Genomic DNA, 24,694 nt, shown 5'->3' on the forward strand with positions numbered 1-24,694 from the left:
GCTTCCGCGGGGCGGGCAAGCCTTCTCTTTGGGGCGCAACGTCGCGCCGCTCACAGGCCGCTGTCGCCCTGGCGCAAGCCGCGCGGCTTGACCCGCGGCTCGGTCGAGCGGATCAGCGAGCCGGCGCCATGTTCGGTGAACAGTTCCAGCAGGCAGGCATTGGGCACCCGCCCGTCCAGAATCACCACGGCGCGCACCCCTTCCTCCAGCGCCTTCAGCGCCGTTTCGGTCTTGGGGATCATGCCGCCGGCGATGGTGCCCTCGGCGATCATCGCCCGCACCTGGTCGGGATGCATGGCCGTCACCACCTCGCCCGAGGCGTCCTTGACCCCCGAGACATCGGTCAGCAGCAGCAGCCGGTCGGCCTTGAGCGCGCCGGCGATCGCGCCCGCGGCGGTGTCGCCGTTGACGTTGAAGGTCTCGTTATCCTCCATCCCCGTCGCCACCGGGGCGATGACCGGGATCAGCCCGGCGTTGTAGAGGTCGCGGATGATCTGCACGTTCATCTCGACCGGGCGGCCGACGAAGCCCAGCTCCGGGTCGTCCGGCTCGCAGACCATCAGGTCGTCGTCCTTGCCGGAAATCCCCACCGCGCGGCCGCCGGCATCGTTGATCGCCTGCACGATGCGCTTGTTGACCAGGCCCGACAGCACCATCTCGACCACCTCGACGGTTTCGCGGGTGGTGACGCGCTTGCCGCGCACGAAGCGGCTTTCGATGCCCAGCCGGCCCAGCAGGTCGTTGATCATCGGCCCGCCGCCGTGGCAGACGACCGGATGGATGCCCACCTGCCGCATCAGCACGATGTCGCGGGCGAACTCGGCCATCGCCTCGTCGTCGCCCATGGCATTGCCGCCGAACTTCACCACCACCACCGCGCCCGAATACCGCTGCATATAGGGCAGCGCTTCCGAAAGAGTGCGGGCGGTGGCGATCCAGTCACGGTTCATGTTCTGCTTTCTCATCAGGGGCCCCTGTTCGTCGCACCCGACCCTAGGACGCGGGCGCCGATCAGTCCAGAGCGGCTATGATGGCGCGCAAGGTGGCGATGCCCTGCCCCTTGTCCGAGCTTGTGATCACAAGTTCGGGATAGGCGGCGGGGTGCTTTTGCAGCGCCTCCTGCACCTGCGCGACCGTCGCCTCCATGGCCTGCGCACCGATCTTGTCGGCCTTGGTCAGCACCACCTGGAAAGGCACGGCCGAGCGGTCGAGCAGCTTCATGATCTCGTGGTCCACGTCCTTCACGCCGTGGCGCGAATCGATCAGCGCGAAGGCGCGGCGCAGGGTCGGCCGGCCGGCCAGGTAGTTCTTCAGCAGCGCCTGCCATTTCGCCACCACCGCGACCGGGGCCTTGGCAAAGCCATAGCCCGGCAGGTCCACCAGATAGGCCTGCTCGCCCAGGGTGAAATAGTTGATCTCTTGCGTGCGGCCCGGCGTGTTCGAGGCGCGGGCCAAGCCGTTGCGGCCGGTCAGCGCGTTGATCAGGCTGGACTTTCCGACATTCGAGCGGCCGGCAAAGCAGACTTCGGGCCGGTCGGCGGGCGGCAGCCCGTCCATGGCGACGACGCCCTTCAGGAAATCGACCGGGCCGGCGAACAGCTTGCGCGCTGCCTCGGCGGTTTCTGCATCGGGCTCGGGGGCGATGGGAAAGGCAACCTTCATGCGCGCACCTCGTCACCCAGGGCAATGTCGCCGCCGGTCACCACCTCGGCATAGATGCCGAAGTCGCGATGGCCGAACTGGGCCTCCAGCGCCTCGGGCATGTCGATGTCGATGCGGCCGGTCGTCGGGTCGGCACTGGTCGCCGGGCAGCGGCCGATGGTCTCGGTCACGCGCAGCTCGACCCCGCCCAGGGTCAGCACATGGCCGATCAGCTCGCGCTCGGCATAGGGCGCCCAGCCCTCGAGCCACAGGTTCCCGCGCCAGCGCTCGATGCCAAGGGGCTGGCCCAGCCGCCCTTCCAGATCGGCAAGGCTCGACAGCGACAGGATCGAGATCCAGGGCTGGCTCACGTCGGTCCAGCCGGTCGGGCCGCGCACCAGCCGCGTCGGCGCCGGCTTGTCCTGGGGCCAGAGCGGGCGCACCCATTCGACCAGCCGCGGCCCCTCGGCCTCGGGGTCGAAGTCCAGGTCGGGCAGGTCGGGATGGGTCAGGCGGATGCGGCCGCCTTCCGCCCCCTCGCCCCAGCCGCCGCAAACGGCCTGCAGCCCGGCCGAGGCCGCGCCGCGCAGGAAGCAGGATTTCGGCAGCCAACGCTGCGGCACCGCGCCGGCGTGACGCTCGCCCCCTTCGGTCAGCAGCGCCCAGAGCCGGTCGCCCGGCAGGCGCCGCGCCGCATCCAGCCGGGTGCGGGGCAGATCCTCGCCGCCGATCGCCTTGATCGGGTGCCGGCGTATCCGGGCGACGCGGGCGGTCATTTGCCGCCCTTGTCCCCGCCCTTGTCCCCAGCCTTGGCCCGCGACGGCAGGCTGGAGCGGATATTGCCGAAGAAGTCGGGCCGGTGGCCGTGCATCGACATGATGGTGTACTGCTGGATGATGGTGATGGTGTTGTTGGTGATCCAGTACAGCACCAGCCCCGAGGCAAAGCCGCCCAGCATGAACATGAACACCCAGGGCATCCAGGCGAAGATCATCTTCTGCGCCGGATCGGTCGGGGCCGGGTTCAGCTTCTGCTGCATCCACATCGAGATGCCCAGCAGGATCGCCAGCACCGGCAGGGTGAAGCTGTGCAGGAAGCTGCCCTGGCCCGGCGCCGCCCAGGGCAACAGGCCGAACAGGTTCCACAGGCTGGACGGGTCGGGCGCGGCAAGGTCGCGGATCCAGCCGATCCAGGGCGCGTGGCGCAGCTCGATGGTGACGAAGATCACCTTGTAGAGCGCAAAGAAGATCGGGATCTGCAGCAGCACCGGCAGGCAGCCCGCGGCGGGGTTCACCTTTTCGCGCTTGTAAAGCTCCATCACCTCTTTCTGGAACTTCATGCGGTCGTCGCCGGTGCGCTGCTTGACGGCCTCCATCTCGGGCTGGAGTTCCTTCATCTTGGCCATCGAGATGTAGGACTTGCGCGCCAGCGGGAAGACCAACAGCTTCAGCACGAAGGTCAGCGCGATGATCGCCCAGCCCATGTTGCCGATCATGCCGTGCAGCCAGTGCAGCAGGCGGAAGATCGGCTTGGTCAGGAAATAGAACCAGCCCCAGTCGATCGAATCGACGAAACGGTCGATGCCGGGGGCTTCCTGGTAGCCGTTGATGACCTCCCAGACCTTGGCGCCGGCGAACAGATAGCTCGCGCTGGTGGCGGTCGCGCCGGGGGCGACGGTCTGCACCGGCATCCGCGCCTCGGCCTGGTAGATGTCGGCGCCGGGGGCGTATTTCACCACCGCGGTAAAGGACTGGCCGGGCGCAGGCGCCAGCGTGGTCATCCAGTACTTGTCGGTAAAGCCGATCCAGCCGTTTTCCTGCACCTCGATCAGCTGCGCCGGCCCCTCGCCCGGCAGCGGGTCGAGCTTGGCCATGTCCTTGTATTTTTCTTCCAGCAGCTTGCCGTCGGTCATGCCGACCGCGCCCTCGTGCAGGACGAAGAAGTTCTGGGTGTCGGGCTTGCCGTGGCGCGCGAGGATGCCATAGGGCGCCGCCGAGAAGGGGGCGGCCGCAGTATTTTCCAGCGTCTGGGTCACGGTGAACAGGAACTTGTCGTCCAGTTCATAGGTGCGGCGGAAGATCTGGCCGGCGCCATTGTCCCAGCGCAGCGTGACCGGCTGGCCGGGGGCCAGGGTCGAGCCGGATTCGACCTCCCACACCGTGGCCGGGCCGGGGACCAGGGCGGGATCGGTGCCGGCGGCCGGCATCCAGCCATAGACCGCGTAATAGGGTTTCTGCACCGCGACCTCGGCATTGCCGCCCGGCGCGACCGGGCTGCCTTCGGCCCGCACGGTGGTCTGCGCGGTTGGCGACAGTAGGCGGACAAAGGGCGAGCGGGGATCCAGCGTCTCGTGATAGCCGGTCAGTTCCAGGTCGTCGACGCGGCCGCCCGCCAGCGAGATCGTGCCCGCGAGCGAAGGGGATTCGATCCTGACCCGCCCGGCATTGGCGGAAGGGTCGCTGCTCGTTGCCGCGGCTTCCAGTTCCGGCGCCGCGCCCTGCGGCACCGCGCCGGGCGTCGCGGGGGCTCCGGTCTCGGGCTGGGCTGCGCCTTGGGTGCTGGCCGGCACCGTATCCTGCGCGGGCGGCACCGGCTCGGGGGCGAAGAAGATCGACCAGACGAGCATGACGAGGGCGGAAAGCACCATCGCCAGGATGAGGTTGCGGTTGTTGTCTTGCATGCCGGACCAGCCCTTCGTCGTCACCCAGTCTGAGGGTTCGGGCCGCTTCAACAGAAGCGACTGGCAAAGGTCAAGGGAATTTGCCCGAAAACCGGGTCGGTTTCCATCCCGACGCGACGCCCCGCCTGTCCCGACCCCCTATTCGACTCGGCCCGTCCGGTCTGTCCGTCCGGCCCCTGACTTGCCGGGCCGCCGCCAAGGCGCGTCCTGGCGCCCAGGCGCATGGCGTGCGTAAGGGCGAAGCTTGCCGGCGTGAAGCCGCCCTTCGGCTCCCGGCCAGCGAAGCGCATGCCCCGCGCGGGCGAAGCTTGCCAGTCCCGCATGAGGCGGGGCGGTCAGATGGCGTTCGGCGCATGCCGCCCGCGGGGCCAAGCCTGCCCCCGGCGGCGCGACCGCCCCCGGCCTTCATGCCTTGCGGCGCAGCTCGAAGGGCGCGGGCAGCGCATGGTCGCGGTCCAGCAGGAAATCGTCCACCGCCGATGCGTCCAGCGGCAGCGCCACCGCCGGTCCCTGCACCGCGTTGAAGCCGATCTGGGCCAGGAAGGCGTTCTCTTCCTGCGTGGCCACCCCGTCGGCGACGGTCGCCAGGCCCAGGTGTTCCGCCAGGGCCAGGATGGCCAGGATCATGCGTTGCTGGTCGGCACGCAGGTCGCAGCCGGCGATGAACTCGCGCCCGATCCGCACCCGGCCGATGCCGAAGCGGCGCAGGTCGTCCAGGCCGGCGCTGCCGGTGCCGAACCCGCCCAGGGCCAGCGAACAGCCCGCGGCGGTCAGGCGCTGCAGGCTGGCGGTCACCGGCATGCGGCCGCCGCCGCGGCCGATCGGCTCGCTCACCTCGATTTCCAGCCGCTGCGGGGCCAGGTCGTTGCGGTCCAGTTCCCACAGGATCGTGTCGGCGATGGCGGCATCGCCCAGCATGCGGTCGGACAGCGGCAGGGACAGCAGCGGCACCGGCCTGCCCAGGCGATCCCAGCCGCGCAGGCCGGCGAAAGCCTGGCGCAGCAGCTCGGCCACGACCTGCCCCAGCACCGCGTCGTCGAGCCGAGGCGCCACCTCGGCCAGATCGCAGCCCTCGCCATCGTCCATCCGCATCCGCGGCAAGGCCCGCAGCGCCCGGACCTGCCCGGTGTCGCAGCAAAGCTGGGGCTGGAACAGCACCCCCACCCGGTCGAGCGCCGAGACCGCCAGCCCGCCCGGCTCGACCTGCGCCCCCGTCTCGACGAAGCGGATCTGGCCCGCGGCCGAAAACGGGCTCAGCCCCTGCAAGGCCATGCGGCCATGGGCGTAAAGCGCCGCGGCCTCCTGCCGGCCGGCCTCGTCGCTGACGATGGCGGCGTTCATCACCGGACAGATGCGCAGGTCCGGCAGCACGATCCCCTCCGCGCAGATGGCCTGCAGCCGCGCCAGCAGGCCCGGCACCGCCTGCTGGCGGCCGATGGCGAATAGCCCCAGGATCTCGCCACAGCCCTGGCTGCGGCCCTGCGGCAAAAGCCGCAGCTCCGCCACCAGCCGCAGCAAGAGCCTGTCCAGCATCTGCTCCAGCAGGGCGGGGCCGATGCTGGCGCGCAGCATCTCGACATTCTCGACCCGCAGCACCAGCGCGAGCCGGGTTCTGCACTGCGCCGCACCCTGCCCCCTGACCAGCCTTGCCAGCCCCGAGGCAGCCCCAGCGATTCCGTAAGCCATTGCCTGATCCGAATCTTGTTGCACGGATCGCAACCTAGGCCGACGAAGCTTTTCGTTCCGTTAATGTTCGCGCAGGATCGGCACGTCTTTTTCGCTAAAATCCGACATGTCCGGTATCAGCGACGTGAAATCGAACAGCTTGGGGTCCGGCAGATGCGAGGGGCGCACGTTCATCAGCGCCCGGAACATGACCTGGCGCCGGCCGGGCGCCCGCGTTTCCCATTCGTCCAGCAGCTTCTTGACCTGCATGCGCTGCAAGCCCTCCTGGCTGCCGCAAAGGTCGCAGGGAATCACCGGATAGTTCATCGCTCGGGCGAAGCGGTCGCAATCGGCCTCGGCCACGAAGGCCAGCGGGCGCAACACGTTCAGGTCGCCTTCCTCGTTCAGCAGCTTCGGCGGCATCGAGGCCAGCCTGCCGCCGTGGAACAGGTTCATGAAGAAGGTTTCCAGGATGTCGTCGCGGTGATGGCCCAGCACCACGGCCTGGCAGCCCTCTTCGCGGGCGATGCGATAGAGATTGCCGCGCCGCAGCCGCGAACACAGGCTGCAATAGGTCCGGCCCGCGGGCACCTTTTCCTTCACGATGGAATAGGTGTCCTGGTATTCGATGCGATGCGGCACGCCGCGCTCGGTCAGGAACTGCGGCAGCACCGTCGCCGGAAAACCCGGCTGGCCCTGATCGAGGTTGCAGGCCAGCAGTTCGACCGGCAGCAGGCCGCGCCATTTCAGCTCGTGCAGCACGGCCAGCAGCGTATAGCTGTCCTTGCCGCCCGACAGGCAGACCAGCCAGCGGTCGCCGGGGCGGATCATGTCATAGGTCTCGATCGCGGCGCGGGTCTCGCGCACCAGGCGCTTGCGCAGCTTGCGGAACTCGGTCGAGCCGGACGCCCCGCGAAACAGCGGATGGATCTCCTCCGCCTCATGGTCCTGGGTTTCGCCGGTCTCGTCCCGCATCTGTCGATCCTTGTCGCGCCCTTGCGCCCTGATGAAAGCGCCGCCTCAGTCCTGCGGCGTCGTCTCGCTGCCCGGCACCGGGTCGAAGCCATGCCCGCCCCAGGGATGGCAACGGCAGACCCGCCGGGCCGCCAGCCAGCCGCCCTTGGCCGCGCCATGCCGCTCGAGCGCCTCGAGCGCATAGGCCGAGCAGGTCGGCTGGAAGCGGCAGCCATGCCCGACCCAGGGGCTGGCCACCAGCCGATAGGCCCGCACCGGCAGCGCCAGAAGATGCGCCAGCGGGGTCACGTGCCATCCCCCCGCGCGCCATGCACCCGAGAAAGCGCCGCCGCCAGATCGGCGCGCAGCTCGGCAAAGCCGCGCTCGACCGTGGCGCCGGGGCGACCGACCAGCACGTAGTCCCAGCCCGGCCGCGCCGCGCCCGGCATGACCTCGCGCGCCAGCGCCCGCAGCCGGCGCTTGGCACGGTTGCGCGTCACGGCATTGCCCAGCTTTTTCGAACAGGTGAAGCCGACCCGGATCGCCTGCCCCGCCTCGCCCTCGGGGCGGCGGCGGGCCTGGAGCAGAAAGCCGGCCGTGCCCTGCCGCCGGGCAGAGGCGGCGCGCAAGAAATCCGCCCGCTTGCGCAGGGTTTCCAGCCGCGGCCCCGAAACAGCAGAAGCCGCCCTGTCCGGCATCGCATCTGCGCGGGTCCGGTCAGCGGCGGCGGCTTTGGGGGTGCTGTCCATCACGGCAAGCCCACGCCCTGCGGCGCGCGGGCTTACGCGCTGAGGGTCTTGCGGCCCTTGGCGCGGCGGGCGTTGATCACGCGGCGGCCGCCCTTGGTCGCCATGCGCGCGCGAAAGCCGTGGCGGCGGGCGCGAACCAGGTTCGACGGCTGGTAGGTGCGTTTCGACATCTTTCAACTCCGGGTCGGGGCGGGTCAGGGTATGGGCCATCGGCCCACGCAGGACGCGCCGGTCATTCGAGGCCCGCTGGATAGTCGCCCCCGCAGCCCAAGTCAACCACATTGAAAGGATTTCGCGGCTGCGGCAGGTTCGGGGGAACCGGGACCATGTCACGCAGGTTTGAACTGCACAATGTCAGCCACTATGTGATGCAACGGCGCCGCGACGAGGGGAATAGCAGAACCGACCATGTCCCTGAATAGCTTATCGGGCCGATTCGCGGTGATCACGGGCATTTTCGTGCTTCTGGCCGAATTGCTGATCCTGTTGCCCTCGATCGCGAACTATCGGCTGGATTTCCTGGAATCGCGGCTGGAGCGCGCGCAGATCGCCAGCCTTGCGCTGCTGGCGACCGACGAATCGCTGGCCGCGGACCTCGAATCGGAACTGCTGGAGAACGCCGGCGTCTTCAACGTCGTGCTGCGGCGCAACGACGTGCGCCAGCTGGTGCTGTCCTCGCCGATTCCGGGGCCGATCGCGGCGACCTACGATCTGCGCGAACAGCCGTTCTGGACCTCGATCCGCGACGGGCTGGCACAGCTGGCCGATCCGCAGAACCGGGTGATCCGGGTCATCGGCGCGCCGGTGAACCAGGCCGGGCAGCTGATCGAGATCACCACCGACACCCAGCGGCTGCGCAACGAGATGATCGACTACGGGCTGCGGCTCCTGCTGATCTCGGCCGCCTTCTCGGTCCTGACCGCGCTGCTTCTGAACCTGGCGGCGCAGCGGCTGCTGCTGGTGCCGATCCGGCGCGTCATCAGCCACATGACCGCCTATGCCAGCGCCCCCGAGGACGCGCGCTCGATCATCACCCCCGACGCGCGCCTGACCGAGTTGAACGAGGCCGAGACCGCGCTTGCCGCCATGCAGCGCACCGTCACCTCGGCGCTGAAGCAGAAGGAGCGGCTGGCGCAGCTGGGCCAGGCGGTGGCGCGCATCAGCCACGACCTGCGCAACATCCTGACCACGGCGCAGATATTCGCCGATCGGTTGGAAACCAGCGCCGACCCGGCCGTGCGCCGCGCCGCGCCCAAGCTGGTGAACTCGATCAGCCGGGCGGTGAACCTGTGCGAGACGACGCTGGCCTTCGGCAAGGCCGAGGAGCCGGCGCCCTCGCTGTCGCGCTTCAACCTTTCGGCGCTGGTGGGCGAAGTGACCGAGGGCGAGGCGCTGGCCTCGGACCATCCCGAGGGCGCCGAGCCGATCGAATTCCTGACCGACGTGCCATCGAGCCTGACGATTCGCGCCGACCGCGACCAGCTGTTCCGGGTGCTGTCGAACCTGGTGCGCAATGCCCGCCAGGCGATCGAGGCCACGCGCCGGCCCGGCACCATCGAGATCGGCGCCGGCGAGGACGAGCAGGAATGGTGGATCCGCATCGGCGACACCGGCCCCGGCCTGCCGAAGAAGGCGCGCGATTTCCTGTTCCAGCCGTTCTCGGGCGGCTCGCGCAAGGGCGGCACCGGGCTTGGCCTTGCCATCGCCGCCGACCTGGTGCGCAACCACGGCGGCCGGCTGGAGCTTTTGCGCAGCGACGAAGAGGGCACGCAGTTCATCCTGCACCTGCCGCGCGAGCTGGCGGGCCTGGCCTCGCAGGCCGAGGCGACGGCGGGCTAGGCCGCACCCGCGGGTTTTCCAAAAAAGTTTTCGACACGGGTCGTTTTGGCCTTGCGCCCCCCCGGCGCTCACTCTAAATCACCGGCTCACAGCGGACCCGTAGCTCAGCTGGATAGAGCACCAGACTACGAATCTGGGGGTCGGGCGTTCGAATCGCTCCGGGTCCGCCATTGAATTTCCAGACATCATTGCCCCTTTCGGGCGGCCTTGTCTTTCGAGGTTTGGCCTGTGCAGGCGAGCACGCAGCGGCAAATCGGCGTCCCGCGCTTCGGCCAAAGCCGGGCGCCCGGCCAGTTCGTGCTTGCGGTCGAAAGAGGGCGCGGCATGGCGCCCACCGACCGCGGCTGCCAAAGATGCTTGAAAGCCCGGACCTGTCCGGCGGGCGCGCCGGTGCAGGGTCCGGGACGTCGCGATGGACCGTGGCTCCCTGTGGTGTCATAGCAAGACTATGGGCGCCGAAAACCTCGGCCTTGCGGCATCGCGATTCGGCGCAGGCAGCGCCGCGGCGGTGGCCTGCGACGGCCCTCCGACCGCGATACGGCGCGGCCGGCGGGCCGGCTACTGCCGCGCCAGCCAGTCGGTGATGCAGCGGCGCAGGTTCGTCTCGCCCAGGGTGCGGGCGTCGTCGATCAGCCGCTTCAGTTCGCCCAGGTCCACGCGCCGGATCAGGTGCTTGACCGGCCCGATCGAGGCCGGGCGCATCGACAGCCGCCGGAAACCCAGCGCCGCCAGCGTCACCGCCTCGATCGGGCGTCCGGCATCCTCGCCGCAGAACGAGACCGGCACCCGCGCCTCGTCGCAGCGCCGCACGATCTGGTCGAGCAGCGAGATGAACGAGCTGTTCAGCGTGTCATAGCGCCGCCGCACCCGCTCGTTCTCGCGGTCGGCGGCAAAGAAGAACTGCTTGAGGTCGTTGCCGCCGACCGAGATGAAATCGCACATCTCGAAGAACTTCTTCGGCGCGAAGGCCAGCGAGGGCGTCTCGAGCATCGCGCCGACGCGGATGTCCGAGGGCATGGCATGGCCGAGCCGCTGCTCGCGCGCCAGCTGCTCCATCAACAGCTTGTGCGCCTCTTCGAACTCGCCCATCTCGGTGATGAAGGGGAACATGACGTAAAGCGGCCGCCCCACCGCGGCGCGGATCAGCGCCTGGAGCTGCATCCGCAACACGCCGCGCTTGTCGAGGCCCACGCGGATCGCCCGCCAGCCCATGGCCGGGTTCGGCTCGTCCTGCGGCTTCATGTAGGGCAGCACCTTGTCCGAACCGATGTCCAGCGTGCGGAACATCACCGGCTTGCCATGGGCATTGTCCAGCACGTGCGCATAGAGCGCCGCCAGCTCGCCCCGGCGGGGGACGCGGGTGCGGGTCAGGAACTGCAACTCGGTGCGGAACAGCCCCACCCCCTCGGCGCCCGAGCTTTCCAGGCTGGGCAGGTCGGCCATCAGCCCGGCATTCATGTAAAGCTGGATCGTCGTGCCGCATTTCGCGGTGGCGGGCAGGTCGCGCAGCCCGGCATAGCGCTTTTGCGCCTCGGCCTGCATCGCCATCTTGTCGCGGAACGCCTTGGCGACCGATTCCTCGGGGCGCAGATGCACGGTGCCCATGTCGCCGTCCACCAGGATCAGGTCGCCGTTCAGCGCCTCGGAGGTGACGCGCTCGGCATGGATCACCAGCGGGATCGCCAGCGCCCGCGCCACGATGGCGGCATGGCTGCCGACCGAGCCCTCCTCCAGCACCACGCCCCTGAGGCGCCGGCCGTAATCCAGCAGCTCGGCCGGGCCGATGTTGCGGGCGACCAGGATCGGGTCGTCGGGCATCTCGGCCCCGGTGTCGCGGCCCTGCCCGGTCAGGATGCGCAAGAGCCGGTTCGACAGGTCGTCCAGATCGTGCAGCCGGTCGCGCAGATAGGGATCGGCGGCGCTTTCCAGCCGGGCACGGGCCTGGCTTTGTTCCTTTTCCACCGCCGCCTCGGCCGAAAGCCCCAGCTCGATGGCCTCTTCCATCCGGCGCAGCCAGCTGCGGGAATGGGCGAACATGCGATAGGTTTCCATGACCTCGGCCGAATCGCCCGAGCCCATGTCCGAGGCGGCCAGCATGGAATCGACCGTGGTGCGCAGCATGGCCACCGCCTCGATCAGCCGGGCCTTTTCCTTCAGCGGATCGTCGGCGACCGGGTTCGTGACCACGACGCGCGGCTCGTGCAGCCAGACACGGCCCTCGGCCGCGCCCTCCTGCGCGGTCGAGCCGCGGAACATGACCGGAAAGCGGTGCTGGAGCGGCAGGCTGTCCGCCTGCGAGCCCAGGAAGGCGCCCAGCTCGGCCATCTCGGCCAGCACCATGGCGACGACCTCCAGGCCGTAAACCTCGTCCTCGTTGAACTGGCGGGCATCGCGGGACTGCACCACCAGGACGCCCAGCCGCTCGCCCACGCGCTGGATCGGCACGCCCAGGAAGCTGGAATAGACCTCTTCGCCGGTCTCGGGCATGTAGCGGAAACCGGGCTCGGCCGGGGCATTGGCGGTGTTCACGTGCCGGCCCGAGCGGGCGACGCGGCCGACCAGCCCCTCACCCAGGCGCAGCCGGGTCTTGTGGACCGATTCGGGCTTCAGACCCTCGGTGGCGCAAAGCTCCAGCGTGGCGGGGTCGCGGAAAAGATAGATCGAGCAGACCTCGGTCCCCATCGAATCGGCGATGTGATGGGTGATCTGGTCCAGACGGTCCTGGCCGCCCCCAGGGGCGGCCAAGGTTTCGCGCAGCCGCCGCAGCAGCTTGCGCGAGTCGCTGTCCTTGCGTTCGGGCATAATCCTCCCGCTTCAGCCTATCGGCCCGGATTCAGGGCTTTTCCAGTTCGAAGGCATCATGCAGCGCCTGAACCGCCAGTTCCATATACTTGCGGTCGATCAGCACCGAAATCTTGATCTCGCTGGTGGAGATCACCTTGATGTTGATGTTTTCATCGGCCAGCGCCTTGAACATGCGCGCGGCGACCCCGGCATGGCTGCGCATGCCGATGCCCACGACCGAGACCTTGGCGACCTCGGTGTCCACGACCAGGTCGTCATAGGCGATATGGCCGGCGGCCTTGGCATCCTCCATCGCCTTGCGGGCGCGGGCGACCTGGTTCACCGGGCAGGAAAAGGTCATGTCGGTCACCGAGCCGGGGTGATCCTCATAATCCTTTTCCGAGATGTTCTGGACGATCATGTCCACGTTCACGCCGGCCTCGGCCAGGGGCGCGAAGATCGCGGCCGAGATGCCGGGGCGGTCCTCGACCGTGACCAGGGTGATCTTGGCCTCTTCGCGGGAATAGGCGACGCCGTTGACGACTTTCGATTCCATGATTTCATCCTCATCGCAGACCAGGGTGCCGCTGTTCTCGTCGGTTTCCTCGAACGAGGACAGCACCCGCAGGCGGACCTTGTAGCGCATCGCCAGCTCGACCGAGCGGGTTTGCAGAACCTTGGCCCCCAGGCTGGCCAGTTCCAGCATCTCCTCGAAGGCGATCTTCTTCAGCTTGCGCGCCTTGGAGGTGATGCGCGGATCGGTGGTATAGACCCCGTCCACGTCGGTATAGATGTCGCAGCGCTCGGCCCCGAAGGCGGCGGCGAAGGCGACGGCGGTGGTGTCCGAGCCGCCCCGGCCTAGGGTGGTGATGCGGTTGTCGGTGCCAAGCCCCTGGAAGCCCGCGACCACGGCCACGCGCATGCCTTCGGCGAATTTCTGGTCGATGTTCTGGCGCGGGATGCTGACGAAGCGCGCCGCCGAATGCTGCGAGGTGGTGTTGATCGGCACCTGCCAGCCCTGCCAGCTGCGCGCGGGCACGCCCAGCTCCTGCAGGGTCAGCGCCATCAGCCCGGCGGTGACATTCTCGCCCGAGGCGACGACGGCGTCGTATTCGCGCGCGTCGAACAGCGGCGAGGTGGCCTCGACCCAGCCGACCAGCTCGTTCGTCTTGCCCGACATGGCGCTGACGATGACGATCACGTCATAGCCACGCTCGACCTCGCGCTGAACCTTCAGCGCTGCGTTCTTGATGCGGTCCAGGTCGGCAACCGAGGTGCCGCCGAATTTCATCACCAGAAGCGGCATTCCCTTGCCCCCAGCATCACCAGTTTTCAGGGGGGCCTTCTAGGGTCGGGACGGGAAAAGAACAAGGGGCGGCAGGCGTTTCCCGAACTTTCCGGTGCATTATTTTGCCCGTCCCGCCGCCAGCGCGGCCGGGATCTTGAAGCGGCGGGCGCGGGGCCGCAAAAGGGCGGCATGAAAGTGACGCATGACGAATCCACCTTTACGCTGACCGGCAAGATCTGGTCGGCCACCTATCCGCTGGACGAGCTGCCGAAATGGCTGGCCTTCTATCGCGGCCGCAAGGCGCGCTTTCCCAAGGCCGGCAACAGCTACGACGCCACCATCGCCGCGCTGGAGCAGCTGGAGCGGCAGCTTGCCGCCAAAAGCTAGGCACCGCGGCGGTCGCGCCAGCGGCTATGGATGGTCTCGCAATGGGCCGTTTCGGAAAAGATGCAGTCCATCAGCGCCATGAAGGCGCTGCGCCAGGGCGACGGCGGCTGACGATAGACGCGCGAGCAAAGCGGCTCTGATTGCTGTCCCCCAAGTGTCCGGTTGATGCAGACGGACGCGCTCCACCAAGCGTTCATGAGAACCTCGCATACTCATCAAAACACCTTCGATCAGACGAATGTGACGCCCTGAAAACAACGGGACGCCCATCCAGTCATGAAGCGGCGCTGATGCGGCAAAGTCACGCTGGCTTTTTCGGCAGGAATCCGCCGAGGCGGCCGCCGGACCCGTGCGGGAAAGCAGGAAGTGGTCGGGGCGAGAGGATTCGAACCTCCGGCCTACGGTACCCAAAACCGTCGCGCTACCAGGCTGCGCTACGCCCCGGACCTGCCGCGCTGTCTAGCGGCTGACCGCGCGGGGGGAAAGGGAAAACTGACGCGCCGCCCGCGCCTTCAGTCGCAGGGCGCCAGCGCATCCTGCTGCGGCAGGCGCGGATGCGACAGCACCATGCCGGGATGGATGCCCAGCCGCGCCGCGTCGCCGCCGCGCACCTCCAGCACCATCAGCCGCTCGGGCGCGGGATCGCCGGGCGCGGCGCCGGGAATCGCCGTCTCGTCCAGCGGCCGGGCCATGGGATGGACGTGGCGCACCTCGCCCCGCGCATCGATGAAGATCATGTCCAGCGCGATCTGCGTGTTGCGCATCCAGAAGCTGACCGGCTGCGGCGATTCGTAGATGAACAGCATGCCCTGCCCCGCCGGCAGGTCGCGGCGGAACATCAGGCCCCGTGCGCGTTCCTCGTCGCTGTCCGCGATCTCGACCGCGATCTCGACCGGCTTCCCCCGACCCTGGAACAGCGCCCGGTCGGGGTGGCAGGTGGCCGCAAGGGCCGGTGATTGATTTATGACAAGAAGAGCAAGAACAACCGAAACGGCCCGCAACTTCATACCGCGCCCGCGACCAGCCGCAATTTAGCGAGCGCGGCCGCTCCCCCCGGCTGTGTCTGCCGCGCCTCGATCGCGGCTTTCTCCCAGGACAGGATTTGTGCGGCCATCATCCCCCGCCGGCCATCGACCACGCGCAGCGCGATCGCCTCGCCCACGGCCAGATCGGCAAAGCCGGAATGGCGCAAGACCTCGACATGCAGGAACACGTCGGCCTTTTCGGCGAAGATATTGGCAAAGCCGAAGCCCTTGGCCTTGTCGAACCATTTCACCCGCGCCGGCAGCAGCGGCAGCTGCGCGATCTCTTCCGGCGTGGCCGAACACAGATCGGCGATGGCGGGCATCGGCTCGCTGGCGGGCGGCGTGATCTCCAGCACCTCGACCGCCTGCATGCCGCGCGGCGTCTTCTGGATGATGGCAACCACATGAGAGCCCTCGGCAACCGAGCTCTGGCCGAAATTCCTCAGCACGTTGGCGTGCAGAAGAATGTCGGCACCACCCTCGGGATCGGTCAGGAAACCGAAGCCCTTGCTGCCATCGAACCATTTCACGACGCCCGCAATCTTGCGCTGTTGCTCGTCGTCTTCTTCCATGTCGTCCTGTCACCCGTTAGAAAACCAGAAACCACCCGAAACTCCGGTCCCGCGCCCTTCGATCCCGTCTGAACGAAGGTGGAGCCGGATTGGTCAGGTTTTCCATACCATGGATAAATCGCGAACCCGCATCAAGGGCTAAGACGGCAGACTTGCCATAAACTTTGAATAATTTCTTGACTATTGTCCTCTGCCTCGCAGTTTTCGCCGGAAAAACCTCGTTTTGTCCAACGAAAACGGTCATGCAGGCGGAAGGCGCCATCGGCCCAGAACTCGATCTGGACCGGGTGGATTCGATAGCCGCCCCAATGCGGCGGGCGTGGCGGATTCAATCCCAGGTTGATTCCCAGCCGCGCCACATCGCCCATCAGCGCGCCGCGGCTGGCCAGCGGCCGGCTTTGCCGCGAGGCCCAGGCGCCGATGCGCGACTGCAAGGGACGCGAGGCGTAATAGGCGTCGGCCAGGTCGGATTCGACGCGGGTGACATTGCCGCGCACGCGAATCTGCCGGCGCAGGGACTTCCAGTGCATGACGAAGGCAGCGACCCCGGTCGCCTCGATCTGGCTGCCCTTGGCGCTTTCGTGATTGGTATAGAAGACGAAGGAGCCCTCCGCCCCCGCGCCCTCGATATCCTTCAAAAGCACCATGCGCACATCGGGCATGCCCACGGCGTCGACGGTGGCCAGCGCCATGGCGGTGGGGTCGTTCGGCTCGGTCCTTTCGGCCTCGGCCAACCAGCTGCGGGCGATGGCAAAGGGGTCGTCGCCCGCGAAAATTCCGCTGCGGTCGCTCATGGCTGCCTGCTTGCCGACACTTGATGCCTCCATGCACTTGTCCTAATCCTGCTGAAAACCGAAGAAGCGCGAGGGGCAGCATCATGTCAAGTGACGGCGGGAATGGGCTGATGAAGGGTCGCCGCGGCCTCATCATGGGCCTGGCGAACGACAAGTCCATCGCCTGGGGCATCGCCAGGGCGCTGGCCGAACAGGGTGCCGAGCTGGCCTTTTCCTATCAGGGCGAGGCGTTGAAGCGCCGGGTCGAGCCGCTGGCCGCGCAGATCGGCTCGGACCTGCTGGCCGAATGCGACGTGGCCGACGAGGCCTCGGTCGACGGGCTGTTCGCGACCATCGCGGAGCGCTGGGACAGCCTGGACTTCATCGTCCATGCCATCGGCTTTTCCGACAAGGAGCAGTTGCGCGGCCGCTATGCCGACACCACGCGCGACAACTTCCTGATGACCATGGACATCTCGGTCTATTCCTTCACCGCCGTCGCGCGCCGCGCCGCCGCGATGATGCCGAACGGCGGCGCCATGCTGACCCTGACCTATTACGGGGCCGAGCGGGTGATGCCGCATTACAACGTCATGGGCGTCGCCAAGGCCGCGCTGGAGGCCTCGGTGCGCTACTTGGCCGAGGATTTCGGCAAGGACGGCATCCGCGTCAACGCCATCTCGGCCGGGCCGATCAAGACGCTGGCCGCCAGCGGCATCGGCGATTTCCGCTATATCCTGAAATGGAACGAGCTGAACTCGCCCCTGCGCCGCAACGTCACCATCGACGATGTCGGCAAGTCGGCGGTCTATCTTTTGTCCGACCTGGGCTCGGGCGTGACGGGCGAGACGCACCACGTCGATTCCGGCTATCACATCGTCGGCATGAAGGCCGTGGACGCCCCCGACATCGCCACCACGAAAAAGGACTGATCCCCCGCGATGAGCGCCGAACAGGTCATCGCGCTTGTCTCGGCGCTGACGCTGGCGATCCTGACGCCGGGGCCGGCGATCATCGCCACGGTGCAGACCGCCTTCCTGCATGGCCGCGCCCGCGCCCTGCCCTATGCGCTGGGGCTGGCCACCGGCGCCTCGCTGTGGTGCTTTTTCGCCCTGGCCGGCCTCGCGGTGCTGTTCCGGCTGCACCCGGCGCTGTTCGTCGCGCTCAAGATCTTCGGCGGCTTCTACCTGCTCTGGTTCGCCTGGGCGCTGTGGCGCGCCTCGACCCTGCCGCTGCCGCCGGCGGCGGGCGGCGCCAGCAAGGGCTTCTGGGGCGGGATCGCGCTGAATCTTTCCAATCCCAAGCCCGCGCTGTTCTATGCCGCGCTGATCCTGTCGGTCTTTCCCGAGCCGATGGGGATCGCGCGCCAGGCGCTGATCTATGGCATCTGCCTTGCGACCGAGCTGTTCTGGTATGCGCTGGTGGCCGTTCTGATGTCGACAGCCGTCATGCGCGCGCGCTATTTTGCGGCAAAGTTCTGGATCGACCGGGCCGCCGGCATCGCCATGGCGCTGCTGGGCCTGCTTTTGATCGTCAACCACTAAGGAGCCAGCATGAACGATCGCCTGCCCCATGAACGCGGATTCCACATCAGCTGGGACCAGCTGCACCGCGACGCCCGCGCGCTGGCCTGGCGGCTCGAGGATCGCCCCTGGCGCGCGATCCTGGCCATCACCCGCGGCGGGCTGGTGCCGGCGATGATCGTCGCACGCGAACTTGACGTGCGGGTGATCGACACGATCTCGGTCAAGTCCTATCGCGGCAAGGGCGGGCAGGAACGCGGCGAGGTCACGGTGCTGAAGGCCCCCGACCCGGCGGTGATGCTGGACGGCGACGGCATCCTGGTGGTGGACGACCTGGTCGATTCGGGCCGCACGCTGGAACATGTGCGCACCATGTATCCCAAGGCGCATTTCGCCACCGTCTATGCCAAGCCCAAGGGCCGGCCCATGGTCGAGACCTATGTGACCGAGGTCAGCCAGGACACCTGGATCTTCTTTCCCTGGGACATGGCGCTGCAATACGTCCAGCCCTATCGCGGCGAGGACTGACCCCACGCGGCATGGCGCGGGCGGTCGGTCCTTCGGGATTGCCCCGGACATGCTTGTGGCGCATCATCGGATGGCGGACCGGACACGGCCCGTCGTCCCAGGGGAAGTCCCGATGCGACCGATGCTGCTTGCCGCGCTGCTGCTGCTGCCGATGCCGGCCGCCGCCTTCACGGCCCGCAACGGCATGACCGTCACGCAGACCGGCCCGGCCGAGATCGCGGTCGCCTATCAGCCGCGACGCGAGGATACCGACTATTGGTGTGCCGCCGGCGATTATGCGCAGCGCGCCCTGGGCCAGCCCAGCAAGACCCGGATCTGGCGCGCCACACCCAAGCCACGCGCGGCGGGCCAGGGGATCGTCTTTACCCTTGATCCCGCGCGAAAGGCGGAAGGGGCCGGCTTGTCCGCGTTCGGTTCGGGACCGCGCGACGGCTCGCTGCCCGTGGGGATGGCGGTGGGGAATTACTGCCGCACGGACATCCCCTTTTGGCAGGACTGACCGCTCCTGCCGCATTCCGGCGCAGCGGGGCCGACCACCTGCCCGGCCGGACCACCCACCGGCCTCCGCCAGCCGCCTTGGCACACCAGGGATCGCGGGCGGAGGGGGGGGGTGGAGCACGCCGGCAGCAACCGTGCCCTATTCCGGCGCAGCGGCGCCGGTCCGCCAGTTGCCTTGCCAGGCCAGGCATCGCGGGCGGGATTTGAGCCCGCCGGCGGCAGCCGCGCCCTATCCGTTCCCGCGCACGAAACGCGCCGCTTCCTCGGCCGCGCGGCGCAGGGCGCGGCTCTTGTTCACCGTTTCCATGAACTCGGCCTCGGGGTCGCTGTCATAGACCACGCCGCCGCCGGCCTGGATGTAAAGCTGCCCGTCCTTGATCACACCAGTGCGCAGGGCGATGCACATGTCCATCTCGCCATTGGCGGCGAAATAACCCACGCCGCCGGCATAGACGCCGCGCTTCTCCGGCTCCAGCTCGTCGATGATCTCCATCGCCCGGACCTTGGGCGCGCCCGAGACCGTGCCCGCCGGCATCCCCGCCAGCAGCGCCGACAGCGCATCCTCGCCCTCGTTGAGTTCGCCCACCACGTTCGAGACGATATGCATCACATGGCTGTAGCGCTCGATGGTGAACTGCTCGGTCGGGTGGACCGTGCCGATGCGCGCCACCCGGCCCACGTCGTTGCGGCCCAGGTCCAGCAGCATCAGATGCTCGGCCAGTTCCTTCTGGTCGGCCAGCAGGTCGGCCTCCAGCGCGCGGTCCTCGTCGGGCGTGGCGCCGCGCGGGCGGGTGCCGGCGATGGGGCGGATCGTCACCTCGCCCTCGCGCAGCCGCACCAGGATCTCGGGCGAGGCGCCGACGATCTGGAAGCCGCCGAAGTTCAGGAAGAACATGAAGGGCGAGGGGTTGGTGCGCCGCAGCGCGCGGTAAAGCGCAAAGGGCGGCAGCGGGAAATCCATCGCCCAGCGTTGCGAGGGCACCACCTGGAAGATGTCGCCGGCGCGGATGTATTCCTTGGCCTTCTCGACCGCCGCCAGATAGGCGGGCTTGCTGAAGTTGCTGCGCAGTTCGCCGATCTTCAGGTCGTGGCCCAGGGCGCGCGGCTCGCTGGGCTGGCGGTCCAGCGCGCGCAGCGCCTCCATCACCCGCTCGGCGGCCTGGGCATAGGCGGCGCGGGCGGGCGTGTCCGCGTCATGCCAGGCGGGGGCGCAAAGCAACACCTCGCCCTTGACCCCGTCCAGAACCGCAACGACCGAGGGGCGCATCATCATCGCATCGGGCAGGCCCAGGGGATCGGGGTTCACGTCGGGCAGCCGCTCGACCAGGCGGATCATGTCATAGCCGAGATAGCCGAAAAGCCCCGCCGCCCCCGCCGGGACGCCGTCCGGCATGTCGATGCGGCTTTCCGCGATCAGGGCGCGCAGGCTGTCCAGCGCCGGGCGGTCGTCGCCCGCGAACTCGTCGGAATAGCGCGCATTGCGGTTGATGCGGGCTTGGCCGTCGCGGCATTCCCAGATCAGGTCGGGCTTCATGCCGATGAAGGAATAGCGGCCGCGAACCTCGCCGCCGGTGACGCTTTCCAGCATGAAGGAATTGGGCGCGGCCTCGGCCAGCTTCAGCATCAGGCTGACCGGCGTGTCCAGGTCGGCCGCCAGCCGGATGGTCAGAAGCTGGTTGCGCCCCTCGGCCCAGCCGCGTTCGAATCCGGCGAAATCGGGGGTGATCTCCATCACTGGACCTGCGCGTTCACCGCATCCACCGCGGTTTGGTTCAGCGTCACGCCGGCCTGCGCCTGAAGCGCGCGGGTGAAATAGTCGAAGACGTCCTGGCGCAGCGAATCCGCCAGCCGGGCCGAGATGCCCTCGCGGATCTGCGCGGCCTCGTCGCCCTCGGTCTCGGCCGGGTGGATCCGGTCCAGCGTGACCAGGAAGACCCGGTTCTCGGCATCGACCACCTCGGTCGCGCCCTCATCGGCGATCTCGAAGGCCTGGGCCACCACGTCCTGCGGCACGCCGTTGATGAAACCGCCGCGGGCAAGGTTGGTCGCAGGCGTGCCGGGATCGGGGACGGGCTTCTCGGCCGCCGGAGCGGGGCTATCGGTCCCGGTCCCGGTCGCGGCGGCGCCGAGGGCTTGGGCGACCGGCGCGGTCGCCGCCGCCGGGGCCGGCTCGATGCCGGTCTCGGCGGCCGCCTCGGCCTCGACGCGGCGCTCCTCGGCCAGGGCAAGCAGCAGGCGATGGGTCTCGTTGCGCGCCCAGTCCTCGGCCACGCGCTCGCGCACCTCCTCGAAGGGGATCAGCGTCGGCGGCTCGATCTCGTCCAGCCGCATGGCGAAGACGCCGCCGTCGCCGGTCTCGAACAGTTCGGGAAAGTCCTTCTCGGTCAGCTGCGCCGCGCGCTGGCGGAATTCGGGATAGGCGTCGATGCCGTTCGGATCGGCCTCGGCGCCCTGGCTCCAGTCGATGCGGCCCAGCTGCATCGGCGTATCCTGCGCCATGTCCTCCAGCGCGGCGCCGCCGGCCAGCAGGTCGGCGAACTCGCCCGAGCGCTCCTCGATCTGGCGGCGGGCGCGATCCACCGCGGCCTCGAGCCGCAGGTCGTCGCGCGCCTCCTCGAAGGGAATGTCCAGCGGCTCCAGGATCGCGTTCATCGAGAACAGCGCCGGCCCCAGGTCGGAACCGGCCGGGCCGGCGACGCCGGGCTCTTCCAGCGCAAAGACCGCCTCGCCCGCGGCGCCCAGTTCGGCCTGGCTCACCTCGCCCAGGTCGATGTCGGCCAGCGTCAGCCCGCGCTCGGCGGCCAGCTGCTCGAAGGTGATCTCGCCGCGGTCGATGCGCGCCTTGGCTTCCTCGGCCGCGGCCATGGTCGGAAACACCAGCCGCTCGACCATGCGGCGCTCGGGCTGCTGGAACTCCTCGATCCGGTCCTGGTAAAGCTCGCGCAGCGCCGCCTCGTCGACCTCGACCTCGCCCTCCAGCATCTCGGGGGTCAGCCAGACATAGGTGATCCTGCGGATCTCGGGCGCGGTGAAGCGGTCGGCATTGGCCTTGTGCCAGGCTTGCAGCGTGGGCTCGTCCGGGGTGGCGACCGGCGCGGGCAGATCCTCGGCCGTCAGTTCGCGCCAATGGACGTCGCGCGTCTCCAGCAGCCAGCCCTGGGTCTGCGCCACCACCGGCTCGGGCGCGCTGACCCCGGCCAGCGCCGCGTCCTGCAGGATCAGCCGCGCCATGTCCATGCGCAGGTCATGTTCGAACTCGGCCTCGCGCATCCCTTCGCGGCGCAGCGCATCGGCATAGATGGCGCGGTCGAACTGGCCGTTCAGCCCGCGGAAGGCGGCGATGCCGGTGATCTGCTCGGCCACCGCCTGGTCGCCGACCGAGACGCCCAGCCGGTTCGCCTCGGCCTCGAGCGCCGCGGCGGTGTAAAGTCGCGCCAGCGCCGCCTGGTCCACGCCGATGGCCTTGGCCTCGGCGGCGCTGATCTGCCGGCCGGTGCGGGCGGAAAAATCCTGCATCTCGGCGCGCAGGGTGCCGGCATAGTCCTGGGCCGAGATCTCGACATCGCCCACCGCGCCGATGTCGGCCGAGCCGCCCGAGAAATTGGTGACGCCGAAGCCGCCCAGCCCCAGGACCAGCATGCCCATCAGCAACCAGACGATGGTCGATTTGCCCTTGCCTCGCATCTTGTCGCCGTGCCCCGCCATTGTTCTTGTCAGTCAGCGCAAGTCTTTAGGGTGCCGAGGCCCCGGCGGCAAGTGCCGCGACGCCGCGCCGCCTTTCCCGCAGATCACAATCCGGTCGGCCGGTCAGGGCCGGAACGCCTCCAGCCGGCGCATCAGCGCGGCGATGCCGTCCCGGTCGGCGTTGGCGAAGGCGATGCGGACATGGCGCGCGCCCTGCGCATCGCCCTCGGGCATGAACATGGTGCCGGGCAGCAGCAGCACCCCCGCCTGATGCAGCAGGCGCTGCGCCAGCTCGGGCGAGGGCATGTCGAACGGATGCTCGGCCCAGGCGAAATAGGCGCCGCAGCCCTTGACGCGCCAGCCGGGAAGCCGCGCCATGCCCTCGGCCATGGCGGCGCGGCGGGCAAGGATCTCGGCCCGCTCGCCCGCCAGCCAGGTGCGCAGGTTCGCCATGCCCCAGGCCGCGCCGATCTGGCCGATCTGGCCGGCGCAGATGGCGACGGTGTCGAGGAACTTCTCGATCTCGGCCAGGCGCGCCGGGCTGGCGATCAGCGCGCCGACGCGATGCCCGGTCAGGCGATAGGCTTTCGAGAAGCTGTAGAGATGGACCAGCACCTCGCCCCAGTCGGGATCGGCGAACAGGTCGTGCGGCGCGCCCTCGCGCGCATCGAAGTCGCGATAGGTCTCGTCCAGCACCAGCGCCAGCCCGCGCAACCGCGCCAGCTCGGCAAAGGCGCGCAGGGTCTCGGCCGGGTATTCCGCCCCCGAGGGGTTGTTGGGGCTGACCAGCACGATGGCGCGGCTGCGGTCCGTGACCAGCCTGGCCGCCTCGGCCGCGTCCGGCACCATGTCCGCGCCGCAGCGCAGGGGAACGGTGCGGATGCCCTGCATGTCGAGCCACATCTTGTGGTTGAAATACCAGGGCGTCGGCAGGATTACCTCGTCCCCCGGCCCGGCCAGGCTCTGGATCGCGGCGCAGAAGGCCTGGTTGCAGCCCTGGGTGATCGCCACCTCTTCGGGCCGGATGGTGCCGGCATAGGCGGCCGACCATTCGCGGGCCACCGCCTCGCGCAGTTCGGGGCGGCCCAGCACCGGGCCATAGAGATGCGCGTCGGGCCGCTCCAGCGCCGCCTGGGCCATGGCGCGGCGCAAGGGCTCGGGCGGCGGCTCGACCGGCGCGGCCTGGCTGAGGTTGATCAGCGGCCGCTCGGGCGGAAAGGTCAGTCCGGCAAGCCAGCGCCGCGCCTCCATGACGGGCGGGCGAAAGGTCGCGGCAAGGGCGGGGTTCAGCGGCAGCATGGCGACGGGCCTCAGTCGGTCAGGCGCAGCGCGCCGAAATCGGGCGGCGTGGACAGGTCGAGGCCCGCACCGGCTGCGGGCCGGACAGGCTCGCCGCCCTGCCCGCGCGCGGTGTCTTGCGGCGCGGCGGAAGGCTCTGCCATGCCGGGCGCCCCCTCGGGCACTGGGGCGGCAGGCGGCGAAGGGCGCGCGTTCCCGGCCGGCTGCGTTCCGGTCGAAACGGCAGGTGCATCGGGCGTCGCTTGGGGCTGCGCCTCAGACGCTGGGACGGCGGGCGGCGACGGCGGCGCGGACCCGGCCGGTTGGGGCATCGTGTCGGCGGATGCCGCGTCCGGGCCAGGTGCGGGGATCAGCAACGGGCGCGCGTCCTCGGCTGGCTGCGTCCCACCGGAAACGGCAGGTGCATCGGGCATCGCTTGGGGCCGCACCTCGGGCGCTGAGGCAGCGGGCGGCGACGGGGATGCGTCCGCGGGCGGTTCCGTCCCAGCGGAAACGGCCGGCGCGGCGGGGGGCGGTTGGGGCACCGTGTCGGCGGATGCCGCGTCCGCTCCAAGGGCAGGGGCTGGCGAAGCCGGCTGCGTCCCGGTGGAAACGGCAGGTGCCTCATGCGCCGCTCGAGGCTGCGCCTCGGGCGCCGGGGCCGGCAGGGCGCGTTCGGGGGCGCGGTCCAGCACGGGCACCACCACCTGGCCGGGCGGCGGCACCGGGATCGGCGCCTCGCCCGCCGGATCGGGCAGGTCGATGGGATCGGCCTCGGGCAGGGCAATCCGGGGCGCGGCGGGGCTTTCGGCGGGCGCAAGCGGGC

At 69.0% G+C, this 24,694-nt stretch carries 25 protein-coding genes and 2 tRNA genes; 8 read left to right on the forward strand and 19 right to left on the reverse strand.

The features are described 5' to 3' along the window. Nucleotides 1-50: 50 nt before the first annotated feature. The 9 genes from argB to rpmH all read right to left on the reverse strand — a co-directional run bounded on the left by argB (nt 51) and on the right by rpmH (nt 7,859). Nucleotides 51-950: an acetylglutamate kinase gene (gene argB / locus FE811_RS07870; RefSeq protein ID WP_036751776.1), complete on the reverse strand. Its 900-nt coding sequence runs from the start codon at nt 948-950 to the stop codon at nt 51-53. A 61-nt stretch (nt 951-1,011) separates the two neighbouring features. After that, nucleotides 1,012-1,662, reverse strand: coding sequence for a ribosome biogenesis GTP-binding protein YihA/YsxC (yihA, locus tag FE811_RS07875; protein ID WP_036751778.1), 651 nt, complete (start codon nt 1,660-1,662; stop codon nt 1,012-1,014). Further along, a complete protein-coding gene (locus FE811_RS07880; protein WP_116222897.1) occupies nt 1,659-2,417 on the reverse strand; it encodes an MOSC domain-containing protein in 759 nt (252 codons plus the stop codon). Before FE811_RS07880 ends, yihA begins: the two co-directional genes overlap by 4 nt. Continuing rightward, nucleotides 2,414-4,321 carry a membrane protein insertase YidC gene (yidC, locus tag FE811_RS07885; protein ID WP_072461572.1) on the reverse strand — a complete coding sequence of 636 codons (1,908 nt, stop codon included), beginning with the start codon at nt 4,319-4,321 and terminating at the stop codon, nt 2,414-2,416. The genes FE811_RS07880 and yidC overlap by 4 nt, the downstream gene beginning before the upstream one ends. 405 nt (nt 4,322-4,726) lie before the next feature. Continuing rightward, nucleotides 4,727-6,007, reverse strand: coding sequence for an EAL domain-containing protein (locus FE811_RS07890; protein WP_116222899.1), 1,281 nt, complete (start codon nt 6,005-6,007; stop codon nt 4,727-4,729). Nucleotides 6,008-6,067: 60 nt separating this feature from the next. Next, the gene (gene ttcA, locus FE811_RS07895) at nt 6,068-6,961 is read right to left on the reverse strand and encodes a tRNA 2-thiocytidine(32) synthetase TtcA (protein ID WP_116222900.1); all 894 of its coding nucleotides are present in this window, start codon (nt 6,959-6,961) and stop codon (nt 6,068-6,070) included. 45 nt (nt 6,962-7,006) lie between these two features. Continuing rightward, entirely contained in the window at nt 7,007-7,249 is a 243-nt protein-coding gene (yidD, locus tag FE811_RS07900; protein ID WP_036751782.1) for a membrane protein insertion efficiency factor YidD, read from the reverse strand. After that, nucleotides 7,246-7,689 (reverse strand): ribonuclease P protein component, encoded by a 444-nt coding sequence (gene rnpA / locus FE811_RS07905; RefSeq protein ID WP_036751784.1) that lies wholly within the window; start codon nt 7,687-7,689, stop codon nt 7,246-7,248. The genes yidD and rnpA overlap by 4 nt, the downstream gene beginning before the upstream one ends. A 32-nt stretch (nt 7,690-7,721) precedes the next feature. Continuing rightward, nucleotides 7,722-7,859 (reverse strand): 50S ribosomal protein L34, encoded by a 138-nt coding sequence (rpmH, locus tag FE811_RS07910; RefSeq protein ID WP_011747211.1) that lies wholly within the window; start codon nt 7,857-7,859, stop codon nt 7,722-7,724. Between the two features lie 238 nt (nt 7,860-8,097). Here rpmH and FE811_RS07915 point away from each other — a divergent pair, with 238 nt between their 5' ends. Together FE811_RS07915 and FE811_RS07920 are read left to right on the forward strand one after the other, a co-directional pair. After that, on the forward strand, nt 8,098-9,528 hold the full coding sequence (locus FE811_RS07915; RefSeq protein WP_116222901.1) for an ATP-binding protein: 1,431 nt from the start codon (nt 8,098-8,100) through the stop codon (nt 9,526-9,528). Nucleotides 9,529-9,621: 93 nt separating this feature from the next. After that, nucleotides 9,622-9,698 (forward strand) — tRNA-Arg (locus tag FE811_RS07920). A 388-nt stretch (nt 9,699-10,086) separates the two neighbouring features. Here the strand turns inward: FE811_RS07920 and ptsP are convergent. Both ptsP and FE811_RS07930 read right to left on the reverse strand, forming a co-directional pair. Then, nucleotides 10,087-12,330: a phosphoenolpyruvate--protein phosphotransferase gene (gene ptsP / locus FE811_RS07925; RefSeq protein ID WP_036751788.1), complete on the reverse strand. Its 2,244-nt coding sequence runs from the start codon at nt 12,328-12,330 to the stop codon at nt 10,087-10,089. A gap of 31 nt (nt 12,331-12,361) precedes the next feature. After that, complete coding sequence (locus tag FE811_RS07930; protein WP_036751790.1) at nt 12,362-13,618, reverse strand: aspartate kinase; 1,257 nt, start codon at nt 13,616-13,618, stop codon at nt 12,362-12,364. Nucleotides 13,619-13,789: 171 nt separating this feature from the next. Here FE811_RS07930 and FE811_RS07935 point away from each other — a divergent pair, with 171 nt between their 5' ends. Further along, nucleotides 13,790-13,987, forward strand: a complete 198-nt coding sequence (locus FE811_RS07935) for a hypothetical protein (RefSeq protein ID WP_116222902.1) — start codon at nt 13,790-13,792, stop codon at nt 13,985-13,987. Nucleotides 13,988-14,354: 367 nt separating this feature from the next. Here FE811_RS07935 and FE811_RS07940 read toward each other — a convergent pair. From FE811_RS07940 to pdxH, 4 genes are all read right to left on the reverse strand, one after another. Further along, nucleotides 14,355-14,431: transfer RNA gene (locus tag FE811_RS07940), tRNA-Pro, on the reverse strand. 68 nt (nt 14,432-14,499) lie between these two features. Further along, on the reverse strand, nt 14,500-14,994 hold the full coding sequence (locus FE811_RS07945) for a DUF192 domain-containing protein (RefSeq protein WP_036751792.1): 495 nt from the start codon (nt 14,992-14,994) through the stop codon (nt 14,500-14,502). Continuing rightward, entirely contained in the window at nt 14,991-15,584 is a 594-nt protein-coding gene (locus tag FE811_RS07950; protein WP_024844983.1) for a cold-shock protein, read from the reverse strand. The genes FE811_RS07945 and FE811_RS07950 overlap by 4 nt, the downstream gene beginning before the upstream one ends. Before the next feature lie 131 nt (nt 15,585-15,715). After that, nucleotides 15,716-16,378: a pyridoxamine 5'-phosphate oxidase gene (gene pdxH, locus FE811_RS07955; protein ID WP_116222903.1), complete on the reverse strand. Its 663-nt coding sequence runs from the start codon at nt 16,376-16,378 to the stop codon at nt 15,716-15,718. Nucleotides 16,379-16,461: 83 nt separating this feature from the next. Here pdxH and fabI point away from each other — a divergent pair, with 83 nt between their 5' ends. The 4 genes from fabI (at nt 16,462) to FE811_RS07975 (ending at nt 18,907) form a co-directional block, all read left to right on the forward strand. Then, nucleotides 16,462-17,289, forward strand: coding sequence for an enoyl-ACP reductase FabI (gene fabI, locus FE811_RS07960; RefSeq protein WP_036751796.1), 828 nt, complete (start codon nt 16,462-16,464; stop codon nt 17,287-17,289). Between the two features lie 9 nt (nt 17,290-17,298). Continuing rightward, a complete protein-coding gene (locus FE811_RS07965) occupies nt 17,299-17,901 on the forward strand; it encodes a LysE family translocator (RefSeq protein ID WP_116222904.1) in 603 nt (200 codons plus the stop codon). 9 nt (nt 17,902-17,910) lie between these two features. Beyond that, on the forward strand, nt 17,911-18,408 hold the full coding sequence (gene gpt, locus FE811_RS07970; protein ID WP_036751800.1) for a xanthine phosphoribosyltransferase: 498 nt from the start codon (nt 17,911-17,913) through the stop codon (nt 18,406-18,408). 112 nt (nt 18,409-18,520) lie between these two features. Further along, the gene (locus tag FE811_RS07975) at nt 18,521-18,907 is read left to right on the forward strand and encodes a hypothetical protein (RefSeq protein WP_140847008.1); all 387 of its coding nucleotides are present in this window, start codon (nt 18,521-18,523) and stop codon (nt 18,905-18,907) included. Between the two features lie 228 nt (nt 18,908-19,135). Here the strand turns inward: FE811_RS07975 and trpE are convergent, their stop codons facing one another. The 4 genes from trpE to FE811_RS28220 form a co-directional block, all read right to left on the reverse strand. Beyond that, on the reverse strand, nt 19,136-20,638 hold the full coding sequence (trpE, locus tag FE811_RS07980; RefSeq protein ID WP_072461578.1) for an anthranilate synthase component I: 1,503 nt from the start codon (nt 20,636-20,638) through the stop codon (nt 19,136-19,138). After that, nucleotides 20,638-22,590, reverse strand: coding sequence for a peptidylprolyl isomerase (locus tag FE811_RS07985; protein WP_116223270.1), 1,953 nt, complete (start codon nt 22,588-22,590; stop codon nt 20,638-20,640). Before FE811_RS07985 ends, trpE begins: the two co-directional genes overlap by 1 nt. A gap of 123 nt (nt 22,591-22,713) precedes the next feature. Continuing rightward, complete coding sequence (locus FE811_RS07990; protein ID WP_116222906.1) at nt 22,714-23,889, reverse strand: aminotransferase; 1,176 nt, start codon at nt 23,887-23,889, stop codon at nt 22,714-22,716. Between the two features lie 11 nt (nt 23,890-23,900). After that, nucleotides 23,901-24,032: a hypothetical protein gene (locus FE811_RS28220; RefSeq protein ID WP_255469688.1), complete on the reverse strand. Its 132-nt coding sequence runs from the start codon at nt 24,030-24,032 to the stop codon at nt 23,901-23,903. A gap of 462 nt (nt 24,033-24,494) precedes the next feature. Between FE811_RS28220 and FE811_RS27865 the strand changes: the two genes are divergently transcribed. Further along, nucleotides 24,495-24,694 (forward strand): hypothetical protein (locus FE811_RS27865; protein WP_219848868.1); only part of this gene is annotated, 200 nt, incomplete at its 3' end.

The organism is Paracoccus sp. FO-3 (assembly GCF_006386455.1).
Lineage (GTDB): Bacteria > Pseudomonadota > Alphaproteobacteria > Rhodobacterales > Rhodobacteraceae > Paracoccus > Paracoccus versutus.